The following is a 13,518-nucleotide window of genomic DNA, read 5'->3' as shown; positions in this document are numbered from 1 at the left end:
AGAAGCGGTCTATTGTATCATCTGTCAGATAAAACTCATCATCACAAAAGAAAACACTTTTGTTTAGGTTCTGAATATTTAAAAGGATAACTTTGCGCCTTCAAATCCATATAATGAGTGATCAGATAAAACACGAATGCGGAATCGCTTTTATTCGCCTGTTAAAACCACTTTCTTACTACCAGCAAAAGTACGGTACAGCACTTTACGGCCTTAACAAATTATACCTTTTAATGGAAAAACAGCATAACCGGGGCCAAGACGGCGCAGGTATTGCCACCATTAAACTGGATATGAAACCAGGCAGCAGGTATATTAGCCGATATCGAAGCATGGCTTCTAATGCAGTGGCCGATATCTTCGAATATGTGCAGAACAAATTTGTTGATATCCAGGAAAACACCCCTGAATTAATGCAGGATACGGAATGGCTCAAAAACAATGTCAGCTTTATTGGCGAAGTTTTATTGGGCCATTTGCGTTATGGTACACATGGTAAAAACAGCATCGAAAATTGCCATCCTTTTTTAAGGCAAAACAACTGGATGACCCGCAACCTGGTTATTGCCGGTAACTTTAACATGACCAATGTGGATGAGTTATTGGAACAGTTGTACGAATTGGGGCAGCATCCAAAGGAAAAAGCAGATACGGTAACCGTATTGGAAAAAATCGGTCACTTTTTGGATGATGAAAACCAGGAGCTTTTTGATCAGTACAAAAAAGAAGGACACGATAACGTTGCCATTACGCACAAAATATCTGATAACCTGGATATTGCCAATATCCTTCGCCGCTCGGCCAAAACCTGGGATGGAGGTTATTCGATCTGTGGTATGGTCGGTAATGGCGATTCGTTTATCATGCGCGATCCGGCAGGTATCCGTCCGGCATATTATTATTACGACGATGAGATTGTGGTTGCAGCTTCTGAAAGACCTGCTTTACAAACCGCATTTAATATCCCTTTTAAAGACGTTAAAGAGATCGATCCAGGTCATGCTTTAATTATCAAGAAAAACGGCGAGGTAAGCATGGAGCAGTTCCGCGAGCCTACTGAAAGACTATCTTGCTCATTCGAGCGCATCTATTTCTCAAAAGGAAGTGACGTGGAAATTTACCGTGAACGTAAACAGCTGGGGCGTTTATTGAGTGATAAAATTCTTCAGTCCGTTAATTACGATTTAAAGAATACGGTATTCTCGTTTATTCCAAATACAGCAGAAGTTGCGTTTTTCGGAATGGTTGATGGTGTTCAGCAATATGTACGCAGGCACCAGAAAGACACCCTTTTGCATAAAAAAGAGCAGCTAAACGACGAGCAGCTGGACGAGTTATTATCGATGGCGCCCAGGGTGGAGAAGCTAGCGGTTAAAGATGTGAAATTGCGTACGTTTATTACGCAGGATGCAGATAGAAGCGAAATGGTGGCACACGTTTACGATACTACATATGGTATTATCAACAATCACCAGGATACTTTGGTCGCATTGGACGATTCGATTGTACGGGGTACTACCTTAAAACAGAGTATCATTAAAATTGTAGACCGTTTACATCCTAAAAAAATTATTATTGTTTCTTCTGCACCTCAAATTCGTTATCCTGATTGTTATGGTATAGATATGAGCCGGATGGGACAGTTTGTAGCTTTTGATGCAGCTATTCAATTGTTAACTGAGCGCGGCATGTGGCAGGTAATAGAAGATGTTTACGCCAAATGTAAAGCTTCGTTATTGTTGCCTAAAGAGGAAATTGTAAATCACGTTAAAGATATATACAAGCCGTTTACGCCTGAAGAAATTTCGGCCAAGATTGCACAGATCATTACCCCTAAAGGTACTGTAGCCGAGGTTGAAGTAATTTACCAAAGTTTAGAGAACCTGCACGAGGCTTGCCCGAAAAATAAAGGCGACTGGTATTTCTCTGGAAACTACCCTACGCCGGGAGGAAACAAGGTAGTTAACAAAGCTTTTGTGAACTGGAAAGAAGGAAATAACCAAAGGGCTTATTAGTAGCTTCAAAATTTCCCGTGAGGAATAAGATAAAATAGCTCATATCGTTGATATGGGCTATTTTTTTGTTTATTTGCTGCGGTTCGTGAGGACACGGCTATGGCGTGTAAAAACAAATATTGACCGCTAAGAAACAGTTAATTGTTGATTGTAAGTTGGTTATGAAAGTGTTGTCTGCGTGATGTTACAGGCTTTTCCCATCTAAACCTGACATACGCGGAAAGCCCGGAACCCGGTTTTTCACCGGGTGAGGACTTGCAGCATTGGCAGGACGAACCTTAATAGCAGCACCGGCATTGCTTTCCAAAAAAAAGCTACTAATCACTAAAGTGTTTAAGACACTAGTGGGTATTAATTTGCCAGAAGGTTAAGTTTTACGCGTAAAACTTCAGGTAAGTTTTAATAATGAGCCAGAAGGCAAAAAAGATGATTATTACACCGGCAATTTTATTCAGCTTTTTAAGCGCGTCTTCTTTTATTTTATAACGCAGTTTGCTAGAGTAAAAACTTTTGGCGCCATCAATGCCAAGTTGTGTGGCCATGGCAATAAAAAAGCAGACCAGTTTTTCGTTAAGCATATTGTTGAGCTTAACAGAGATGATTCCGCTCACAATAATCCAGAACATGAGGGTAGAAGGAGTGAGGATGCACATTAAAAAACCTTTGAGCACGTAACCTCTTTTGCTTACTTTTTGGAGTGTATTGCTATCGTAATGCACAGTAATTTTTGAAACCAGGTAATAAATCCCCACCGCCAGTAAAAACACACCGCCAATACTGCCTACGTATTTATCAAATTCTGCTTTATAATTAAAAAACTGGCTACCAAAAAGAACCAGTCCAATCAGAATAATATCACTTATAATTACGCCAATGGCTAAAGAGAAACCAGCATTGAAACCCCGTTCGATGCTGGTTTTAATCATTGCAAAAAATACCGGCCCTGTTAAAAACGATGAAATAATCCCTGCTCCTATACCTAGTAATATAGCTTCAAACATGCATTGTATTGTTTATGATATGCGAATATGCAATTTTATACCTAAAGATGTAACATTTATTTTTGTTGCATAGGTTGCATAAAAAATACTGGTTATTAGTTTTTTTTATTTATGTTTAGCCCCACTAAAACTAGATTTATAATATGAATTCAGAACAAACGCAAACCAAGTGGGCGCAGTTTATTCCACTGGTCACTGTATTCTTCTTTTGGGGCTTTGTAGCCGCCAGTAATGACATTCTCATCCCGGTATTTAAAAAGGCATTTGATTTATCGCAGGCCGAAAGTCAATTGGTTTCACTGGCATTTTACATCGCATATACGGTGGGGGCGTTAATTTATAACCTCATTTCAGTTATTATGGGAAAAGATATTGTAAATAAGCTTGGTTATAAAAATTCATTAGCTCTTGGTTTAGTTATCTCGGCGGCAGGAACCTTACTTTTTTATCCGGCAGCCAATTTGCATTCTTTCCCATTAATGCTTTCCGGTTTGTTCATCGTAGCCTTGGGTTTCTCTTTACAGCAAACTGTTGCCAATCCGTTGGCTATTGCTTTAGGACCGATTAAAACAGGTTCACAACGTTTAACACTTGCGGGTGGTATCAATAACTTCGGTACAACCATTGGGCCGCTTATTGTAAGTTTTGCCATTTTCGGTTCGGCGGCGAATGCCAATACCAACATTAGCGTAGAAAGCGTTAAAATTCCTTATTTAATTTTAGGAGTGGCTTTTATAGCCGTTGCCATTTTCTTAAAAATGTCGTCGTTGCCTGATCGACCTGCTTTGGTGGAAGCTTCGGCAGATGACACTAAATCGATTAAGGGATCAGCCTTGAATTACCCGCAACTGGTTTTAGGTATGATCGCCATTTTCGTTTATGTGGGTGTTGAGGTTTCAACAGCGAGTAATCTGCCGGCTTACATGGAGAAAGACTTAGGCTTTGAAATCAAAGATATTGCACCTTATATTTCATTATACTGGGCGAGTATGATGATCGGCCGTTGGACAGGCGCCGTTGAAGCTTTTACCGATAATGTAAGCACACAAAAAGTATTGCGCTTTATTGCGCCTTATTTGGCTTTTGGTATTTTCCTGGTTGTAAATGCAATTGCAAAACACGATCTGGCACCTTTTTATATTTATGCAGCAATTATTTTGGTGCTAATTTTAGCCGATATGGCCAGCAAAGGTAATCCCGCCAGAATGTTATTGATTTTTTCTGCTATTGGCATTACCGCTTTATTAATTGGTATGTTTACTACCGGCATGACGAGTGTATATGCCATTACCAGTGTTGGTTTGTTCTGCAGTACCTTATGGCCATGTATCTTTACTTTAGCCGTTAGCGGTTTAGGTAAACATACCAGTCAGGGAAGTAGTTTCCTAATTATGATGATTATGGGCGGTGGTATCATCAGCTGGTTGCAAGGTTTGGTATCTGAATTTACCGGCATTCAATACAGTTATATTGTAGGTATTATTTGCTTCGCTTACCTGGCATTTTACGCCTGGAGGGTAGCTTCCATATTAAGATCGCAGGGAATTAATTTCGATCAGAAAATTTCTGGCGGACATTAATTTTTATTCCAGTATTTTAGCAGCCACAAAGATTAAGTTCTTTGTGGCTTTTTTATTTTAGCACATGACAGATAAACCAAGTTTCGATACCATATTTATGAATCTGGCAACCGATTTGGCTGCCCGCTCGCACTGTGTGCGTGCGCATGTTGGTGCCGTTTTAACCAAAGATACCCGCATTATTTCGATCGGTTACAATGGCCCGCCGGCCGGTACACATAATTGTGATGAGGAATGGCCGGAGCATGGATGCGCACGAGATAGCAAAGGAAGTTGCTCTCTGGCCTTACATGCTGAAGAAAATGCGATTTTATATGCTTCAAAAAATGGATCGAAAATAGAAGGATGCACACTGTACACCACCCTGTCGCCCTGTATTGCCTGCGCGCGTCTTATTTTATCATCAGGAATTAAACTGGTTTATTATTCAAAATCTTACGCTGCTTATAAGGGCCTACCGAGCGATGAAGGTGTTGACTTTTTGAGAAAATTTGGAGTGGAGGTGATTTTAATGGAGGGTTAGGGTTATCGTTTATTAATTAATTGTAGATGCTTATTGCTGGCCATTATCGATAAAATGCTGAAATCGCAAGCTATTCAAAAAAATATAACCTTAATCAGTAAAGACGAAAACATAAGCAAATACCGATCAGAGGGATTGAAGGTTATCTGGTGATTATTGTTCATTAGTAATTGCAAACTATCTTCGGACTCCGGACTGCTGACTTCGGATTTTTCCACTAAAAATCTCTAATCTTCCGTATCAAATCTCATATCTAATTGGTACTTTTGCGGATGCAAGAGAAAATCATTATCGTCGATTTTGGTTCGCAGTTTACACAACTCATCGCCCGCAGGGTTCGCGAACTAAATATTTACTGTGAAATATATCCATACAATAATCTTCCTGAAGTTACACCTGATGTAAAAGGCGTTATCTTTTCAGGTAGCCCTTACTCTGTTCGCCAGGAAGATGCACCTCAGATTGATTTATCAAAGTACCATTTAAAATATCCTTTACTGGCTGTTTGTTACGGCGCACAATATATTGCCCAACATTCAGGAGGTAGCGTTCAGCCTTCATCAACGCGCGAATATGGCCGGGCTAACCTGAATTTTGTAAATCAGGAAAACAAATTATTTAAAGGGATCAATATCGGTTCGCAGGTTTGGATGAGTCATGGTGATACCATTACCGATATTCCTGAAAATTTTGAGCTGATTGCGAGTACCGATAGCGTAAGGGTGGCAGCTTATCACATTAAAGATTCTGATACTTATGCCATCCAGTTTCACCCTGAAGTAACGCACAGTATTGATGGAAAAATTCTTTTGGAAAATTTCCTGGTTGATATCTGCGGATGTAATCAGGATTGGACTTCGGCTGCTTTTGTTGAAACCACCATTGCAGATATTAAGGCCACGGTAGGGAATGATAAAGTTGTTCTGGCACTTTCAGGAGGTGTGGATAGCAGTGTTGCTGCGGTACTTTTGCACAAAGCTATTGGTACAAACCTTCACTGTATCTTTGTTGATAACGGCTTATTGCGCAAAAACGAATATGAAAGTGTTCTAGAGCAGTACAAAGATTTTGGGTTAAATATTAAAGGTGTTGATGCGAAAGACAAATTTTTAGGTCAGTTGGCCGGCGTAGAAGATCCTGAGACTAAGCGTAAAATCATTGGCCGTGTATTTATCGAAGTTTTCGATGAAGAATCTCATCTGATCCAGGATGTAAAATGGCTTGCTCAGGGAACTATCTATCCGGATATTATCGAATCAGTATCAGTAAAGGGTCCATCAGCTACCATTAAATCGCACCATAATGTTGGTGGTTTGCCTGATTTTATGAAACTTAAGGTGGTAGAGCCACTTAAAACGCTGTTTAAAGATGAAGTGAGAAGAGTAGGCACAGCATTAGGTTTAGAATCATTTATTTTAGGTCGGCACCCGTTTCCAGGTCCTGGCCTGGGCATTCGCATCATTGGAGAGGTTACTCCCGAGAAAGTGGCCATTTTACAGGATGCTGATAAAATTTATATTGATAATCTGAAAGAAGCGGGTTTGTACGATAAAGTGTGGCAGGCAGGAGCTATATTTCTACCTGTAAGATCAGTAGGGGTAATGGGCGACGAGCGTACCTACGAAAATGTAATTGCTTTACGGGCTGTAGAATCGCTTGATGGCATGACTGCAGATTGGTGTCACCTGCCTTACCCGGTATTAGCTAAAATATCAAACGAAATTATTAATAAAGTTAAGGGAATCAATAGGGTAGTGTACGATATCAGCTCTAAACCACCGGCAACCATTGAATGGGAATAATGCAGTTTGGAGTTGTTAGTTTTTAGTTTGGAGTTTTTATTCCAAACAATATAAATAATAGGCTTATGCTAGCAAGGTGGAATAAACTTTGCTAGCATATTTTGTTAAAAAAGATAGGTATGAATTTGAAGAAAGTTTATGGGTTGCTGGTTTTGTTTACGATTGTATTAGGTGCTTGTTCGCCTAAAATCAGGACACCTAAGCCTGAAACCAGTAAACCGGTTGAAAAAGAAAAACCTACAGATAAAAAACCTATCAAGAAGTTTTCGCAGGCAAGCGTTTCTCTGCTGGTTCCATTTAAGCTGGATCAGCTTAATTTAAAAACTGCTACAAAGGCTGAGATCGAAAAATATGCGATGCCTATCGATTTCTATCAGGGCTTTAAACTTGGATTGGATTCTGTCGCAGCACAGGGTTTAAACTTTAAACTAAATGTTTTTGATACAGAAGATGATAATGCGCATATATCACTTTTATATAAGAATGAACGCTTTAAACAAAGTAACTTAATTATTGGCCCTGTTTTTCCGGAAGGATTAAAATTTATCTCTGCTTATTCCAAAGAAAATAATGCAATTATTGTATCTCCATTAGCGGCATCAGAACCTACTGAATTCAATAATCCCAATTTGGTATCCATTGTAAACAATATTGGATTACATGGAAAAAAGATAGCCACTTATATTGCTAAAAATTACAATCCTGCTAATACGATAGTGGTGTTTATCAACACAAAAAAAACAGAAGACGAGGCTTTCGCAGCACCGATAAGAAGTTATCTTCAAGCCAATAGCAAATTTGTTATACAGGAATATGCATCAGCCTATGCTTTTGAAACAAGGATGATCAAAGGTAAACAATATGCCGTAGTGCTGACTTCTTCCGACCGCGCTTTTGTATTACCAACTGTAGAAAAACTATACAAACTAAAACATCTCCGGACCGGAGGATATAATATCTCGCTTTTTGGTCACCCTAATTGGGTAAAACAGAATTATCCGGCTGATAAATTGCAGGATCTGAACACCATTATCAGTTCTTCTTATAAAATCGACTATAAAAACGGCAATGTGATTACCTTTATCAAAAAGTATCGCTATAAATATGGTTTTGAGCCAGGGGAGTATGCTTTTAAAGGTTTCGATGTTGGTTATTATTTTGGCAGGTTACTGGCAACCCATGGTGAAGATTATCGTGATTATATCGTGAAAGATAAATATAAAGGCCTGCATAATAACTTTTCATTTATTCGTGATGAAAAATCAGGCTACATTAATACCAGTTTAATGTTATTGAAGTATAAAAACTTTGCCTTAAGCCCGGTTGAGTAATCAATAATTTTTCTTTTTAATTATCGCATGAGAGCAGATCACCAGTTAAGGGCCTTTGAACAAATTTTGAGCAGTTACGATGGAAATTTACCTTTACATCGTTTTCTGCCTGTTTATTTTAAACAGCACAAGCAGATGGGCTCGTCAGACAGGAGATGGGCAACAAGATATATCTACAGCTTTTTTAGACTGGGTAAGGCTTTACCGTCATTACCTGCTGAGGAGAGGTTAAGTATTGCAGATTTTCTATGTCACGATACGTTAAGCCTGTTGGTAGAAAAGAACCTGCCCGATTTAAAGGAGAGTATAAATTTGCCGCTCGAAGAAAAATTAGCACTAATTAAAGCTAAATATCCAGGCTTTGATGTCGAAAAGATTTATCCTTTTCATACGGCACTTTCTACCGGCATTAATAAAAATAATTTTTTTGCATCGTTTTTTAAACAACCTGATCTGTTTATTAGGGTAAAGGCTGAAGATTCAGCAGCAGTGATTTCCAAACTGGAAGCTGAAAATATAACTGTTAAAGTAATTTCGGATACTGCCCTGGCTTTGCCCAATGGAACCAAGCTTGAAACCATTTTAAAGGATGGGACTTATCAGGTTCAGGATTTATCATCACAACACACAGGGTTATATTTTAAGCCTAATAAATGGGATAAATGGTGGGATTGTTGTGCAGCTTCTGGCGGAAAAACTCTATTGCTGAACAGTTTGGAACCGGTAATTGAACTTTTGGTTTCAGATTTGCGGGAGAGCGTGCTCTTAAATCTGGATGAACGTTTCCGCTCGGCAGGAATCAAAAAATACCATAAAAAAGAGCTTGATCTTTTAAAGAACAATGATCAGGTTTTACACCATTACCAGTTTGATGGAATTATTTTGGATGCGCCTTGTACAGGTTCAGGAACATGGGGAAGAACACCTGAGATGCTCACTTTTTTCGAAGAACGTAAGATTGATCAGTTCGCATCGATACAAAAGGGGATTGCCCAAAACGTAGTAAAATACCTTAAACCAGGAAAACCTTTAATTTACATTACCTGTTCGGCGTTTGCAGCCGAAAATGAGGCTGTTGTACAGCATATGATTGATACATTGCCATTGGAACTAGAAGAAATGGAATTGATAAAAGGCTTTGAAAATAACGCCGATACCATGTTTGTAGCCAGATTGATTAAGCAAAGTGAATGACAGGGATTTGGATTGTAAGATTGGGATGCTTATCGTTCTCTCCGTCCTTTCGAACGGAGTGCAACGCATTCGAGAATCAAGAAGCGCTCAGCGAAGCTAAATCTATCTCGGATTAGATCTCTCCGTTTCGCTGCTTCAGTCGAGAGGACGACAATTTAAGTGTGCTCGAACCAGGATGCAAAATTCCTTTTGACGTACTTCACCGCTTCGATTAAAACGGCTATTGTTCCGATAATTAGGGTATATTCTTCAAAGCTGTTCATTGTGTAAGCTTTATGTTTAGATGAATATACGGAATTATTGTTACAGATTGGTGCGGGAATTGTCATTTAATAGAGTAATCGTCATTTCAACCGTAGTGCCTGCCCGTACAGGCGGGGAGAAATCTTTAAACTTACAATTTAAAGATTTCTCCATTTCGCTACCAATGAAGAATTGGCAGGCTTCAGTCGAAATGACGATCTAACCGGACCTGCTAAAGCCCCGTATTATTCCTGAACAATTTAACGGCAATGGCCAGTAAAATCACCCCAAAGGCTTTACGTAAAATATTAAGACCGGATTTACCGAAAAGTTTTTCCAGTCTGTTGGTATTTTTCAATACAAAGTAAACAAACAACATATTGAGTATAATGCCTACTAAAATATTCTGGGTATGGTATTCTGTTTTTAGCGAAAGTAAAGTGGTCATCGTTCCTGCCCCGGCAATCAAAGGAAAAGCCAATGGTACTATGGAAACTGTTTCAGGTGCTTCTTCCTTAAAAATGGTTAAACCCAATACCATTTCCATGGCGATGAAGAAGATAACGAAAGAGCCGGCAATAGCAAAAGATTCAACATCCAAACCGATTACTTTTAGGAGCGATTCGCCAACAAACAAAAATAGGATCATTAGACCTGTTGCTACCAGCGAAGCCTTTTCTGATTCGATGTGACCAGCCTTTCTACGGAGTTCGATCACCACCGGTATCGCACCTAAGATATCAATAATCGCAAACAACACCATCGTTGTCGATAGGATCTGGCTTAAGTTGAATGTCATAAAATCAGATTTCATAGCAGCGCAATTTTAAGCAAAGGTAGTGGAATTTGTATCAATTCCTCAATGGTAAGGTGATTTATTAGAAATAGAATTGCGTACGCAAGGTAAGCACGTTATCTTTTCTATCAGCAGTGTAACCCGAAAGCTGGGTGGATTCATTTCTGACGATATCGTAATACAATACTGCTTTAAAATGTGGGTTAAAATGATGTAAAAAGCCAAAACCAAAAGTGTCAAAACGAACGTCAGCAGGCGATAGTCCTTTATCGGCCGAAATGTCCATTCCTTTAACTTTAGCATTTGGATCATACCAGTCGTATTTTAGAATGAGCTGGTTATCGGTACTATTTAAAGTTTGTACAAACGTGAGGTAAGCACCATTAAAAGTTCTGGTATAATAAGGCAAGGCTACCGATTTATTATCAACAGGATAGGTACCTGGTGTGGCCGAGGTAGTTGAAGTGCCGGTTTGTAAGCCCGAAATTACTTCTGCTCTAAGTTCTGATTTCCAGCTTTTGGTTTTTGTGGCCAACTGGATATCTGCACCATAATATCTTCTGGGTGCTACTTTATTAACTGTTGAAGCAGTAGAATCCTTTTCCATTCTCCATTGATCGTTGATCCTGTTCATTTTATAGCTAACAGGTAAACGATGGTTTAAACCGCCTTGCAATGTACTTATGCCACCTGCAATGGTAAACTGATTAAATGCATAAGTTTTATGGCTTAATCTGAAGATGAAATCTTTGCTATTGTCAAACTCACCCGGACCAGCCAAGCCCTGACCATTATAAATACCGAAATCAAACACCAGATTTTTAAGTGTTGCATCTTTCCATCGTGGATTTAGCGTAAACGTAACACCCAGGTCACGTTCCGTTTTCATTAAAATCTGCGACATCCGTCCACGCTCCGGTGCTTCCCTGACAGAAGAAGACAGCTGCAGCTCGTTCCCGAAGGGACGACCTGAAAGGCCAAGCGTTACCGCTAATATTTTCCATTTGTTTTCATAATAACGGCCCCAGAAATCGCGGATGGCTACGCCCTGCTCGGTACCATCAAACTGGAGTACAAAATAGGTAGATGGGCTACCATCTTCTGTTAACATCATGTAGTCAGCCCGTAATCGGCCCCTTCTCAATCTGAACCGGTTATTGGTGAATTCGCCAAAATTCCCTCCCTGGTATTCTGCCTGTGCCCCATTTGATTGCGCAACCTGAAATTGTGGCTGCAAATATCCACTAAATGATAATGAGCCGTATTTCTTTGATATGATGAGTAAATGATTTACTGTTGTAGAATCCATTACGTCATTAATCGTCCGTTGGGCATGCACCAATGTGGAAATGAATAATAAAACAGCAGTGATAAAGAAATAAGTGCTTTTAAGTTTAGCAGGATGGCGGTACATTTTGTTAATTTTTTTTGCAAAGGTAACTTTATTAACAATTATTTAACACAAAAAAGCCCCGACTTTTGATCGGGGCTTTAATTAAAAAAGATAGTTTTTTTATAATTCTGGTTTCGGAGGATCAACAGGTTTAACCGTATTACCGCTGTTTCTAAGAACCGAGTTCTTTTTACCATATAAGAAATAAATCGCTATACCTAATCCCATCCAGATTGCTAACCTGATCCACGCTTCTAATGGAAGTGATGACATTAAATAAACGCAAACAATGATGCCCATAATTGGTACGAAAGGCACTAATGGCGTTTTGAAAGGACGTGGCCGATCAGGATCTGTTTTGCGCAATAACATTACACCAATACAAACTAGAGAGAATGCAAACAAGGTACCGATAGAAACCATGTGGCCTAAATCGGTAACCGGAACAAAACCAGCAAAGATGCTTACAAAAAGCATAAAGAAGATATTGGTTTTGAAAGGTGTTCTGAATTTAGAGTGGATAGTGCTGAAGAATTTTGGTAATAACCCGTCTTTAGACATGGTATAAAATACCCTTGACTGGCCCATTAACATCACTAATATTACTGAAGTATAACCTGCTAAAATGGCAATGATTAGACCCATTTGCAACCAGCTGTAACCGGTTACTTTAAAAGCTGTAGCAGCAGGAGAGGCATCACCTTTAAAAACGGTGTAAGGTACTAATCCTGTCATTACGTGTGCAAACAATACATATAATATGGTACAAACCACCAATGACCCTAATATACCAATTGGCATGCCTTTTTGAGGATTTTTAGCTTCCTGAGCAGCTGTAGAAACGGCATCAAAACCAATAAATGCGAAGAACACCAATGCTGCACCAGCTGCTATACCTGAGATACCAAACTCTCCTTTAACACCTGTGTTTTCAGGAATATAAGGCGTATGGTTAGCAGGGTTAATGAATTTCCATCCCAGTGCAATGAAAATGATCACTACTGCTACTTTCACAATTACTAAAATGTTATTAAGACTCGCCGATTCTTTGGTACCGCGGATTAACATTAAAGAGAGTAAGGAAACAATTACTACAGCAGGAAGGTTGATCCCTCCTCCATCTACCTCTGCAAATGATTTAGTTAGGTAGAGGGGCATTTCGAGTCCGAACTCGTGCAATAATTTATTAAAGTATCCAGACCATGAAACGCCGACGGTTGCAGCACCTAAAGCATATTCGAGAACCAAATCCCAGCCGATAACCCATGCCATAAATTCGCCCATAGTAGCATAAGAATAGGTATATGCACTTCCTGCTACCGGAATCATTGATGCAAATTCGGCATAACATAATCCGGCAAAAGCACAGCCAACTGCCGCTAATACAAATGATAAAGTTACAGCAGGTCCGGCATGATCGGCAGCAGCAATACCCGTTAACGAAAATAAACCTGCGCCAATAATAGCCCCAATGCCCAACGCGACAAGGCTTGTACTGCTCAGTGTCCGTTTCAACGTGCCTTCACCGCTTTCAGCAGATTCTGCTATAAGCACATCAATAGGCTTTTTTAGATTCATAAGTTGTTTAGTCTTTTATGTTTGTTGATTTTTATGATAATAAGCAGTAAACCTAAATAAAA

11 protein-coding genes are annotated in these 13,518 nt (G+C 39.4%); 6 read left to right on the top strand and 5 right to left on the bottom strand.

All coding sequences use genetic code 11. The features are described from left to right. Nucleotides 1–113: 113 nt before the first annotated feature. Nucleotides 114–2,015: an amidophosphoribosyltransferase gene (locus BM107_RS18540; protein WP_090986054.1), complete on the top strand. Its 1,902-nt coding sequence runs from the start codon at nt 114–116 to the stop codon at nt 2,013–2,015. Between the two features lie 184 nt (nt 2,016–2,199). On the opposite strand, the gene BM107_RS24760 is transcribed toward BM107_RS18540, so the two are convergent. After that, complete coding sequence (locus tag BM107_RS24760) at nt 2,200–2,340, bottom strand: hypothetical protein (protein WP_159435283.1); 141 nt, start codon at nt 2,338–2,340, stop codon at nt 2,200–2,202. A 49-nt stretch (nt 2,341–2,389) separates the two neighbouring features. Then, nucleotides 2,390–3,016 (bottom strand): LysE family translocator, encoded by a 627-nt coding sequence (locus BM107_RS18535; protein ID WP_090986051.1) that lies wholly within the window; start codon nt 3,014–3,016, stop codon nt 2,390–2,392. Nucleotides 3,017–3,159: 143 nt separating this feature from the next. On the opposite strand from BM107_RS18535, the gene BM107_RS18530 reads away from it, so the two are divergent. The 5 genes from BM107_RS18530 (at nt 3,160) to BM107_RS18510 (ending at nt 9,446) form a co-directional block, all read left to right on the top strand. Beyond that, entirely contained in the window at nt 3,160–4,596 is a 1,437-nt protein-coding gene (locus BM107_RS18530) for an MFS transporter (protein WP_090986049.1), read from the top strand. Nucleotides 4,597–4,660: 64 nt separating this feature from the next. Continuing rightward, nucleotides 4,661–5,119: a deoxycytidylate deaminase gene (locus BM107_RS18525; protein ID WP_090986047.1), complete on the top strand. Its 459-nt coding sequence runs from the start codon at nt 4,661–4,663 to the stop codon at nt 5,117–5,119. A gap of 272 nt (nt 5,120–5,391) precedes the next feature. After that, nucleotides 5,392–6,921, top strand: coding sequence for a glutamine-hydrolyzing GMP synthase (gene guaA, locus BM107_RS18520; protein ID WP_090986045.1), 1,530 nt, complete (start codon nt 5,392–5,394; stop codon nt 6,919–6,921). 119 nt (nt 6,922–7,040) lie between these two features. Continuing rightward, entirely contained in the window at nt 7,041–8,252 is a 1,212-nt protein-coding gene (locus BM107_RS18515) for an ABC transporter substrate-binding protein (protein WP_090986043.1), read from the top strand. 27 nt (nt 8,253–8,279) lie between these two features. Further along, nucleotides 8,280–9,446, top strand: coding sequence for an RsmB/NOP family class I SAM-dependent RNA methyltransferase (locus tag BM107_RS18510; protein ID WP_090986041.1), 1,167 nt, complete (start codon nt 8,280–8,282; stop codon nt 9,444–9,446). A gap of 475 nt (nt 9,447–9,921) precedes the next feature. Here BM107_RS18510 and BM107_RS18505 read toward each other — a convergent pair whose 3' ends face one another. The 3 genes from BM107_RS18505 to BM107_RS18495 form a co-directional block, all read right to left on the bottom strand. Then, nucleotides 9,922–10,488 (bottom strand): MarC family protein, encoded by a 567-nt coding sequence (locus tag BM107_RS18505; RefSeq protein ID WP_090986229.1) that lies wholly within the window; start codon nt 10,486–10,488, stop codon nt 9,922–9,924. 79 nt (nt 10,489–10,567) lie between these two features. Continuing rightward, on the bottom strand, nt 10,568–11,899 hold the full coding sequence (locus tag BM107_RS18500; RefSeq protein WP_208864414.1) for a porin: 1,332 nt from the start codon (nt 11,897–11,899) through the stop codon (nt 10,568–10,570). A 99-nt stretch (nt 11,900–11,998) separates the two neighbouring features. After that, the gene (locus tag BM107_RS18495) at nt 11,999–13,456 is read right to left on the bottom strand and encodes an amino acid permease (protein WP_090986039.1); all 1,458 of its coding nucleotides are present in this window, start codon (nt 13,454–13,456) and stop codon (nt 11,999–12,001) included. Nucleotides 13,457–13,518: the final 62 nt, after the last annotated feature.

The sequence above is a fragment of the Pedobacter suwonensis genome (assembly GCF_900111825.1).
Taxonomy (GTDB): Bacteria; Bacteroidota; Bacteroidia; order Sphingobacteriales; family Sphingobacteriaceae; genus Pedobacter; species Pedobacter suwonensis.
Note: the sequence above shows the minus strand (reverse complement) of the source record. Positions and strands in the feature narration are given on the sequence as shown.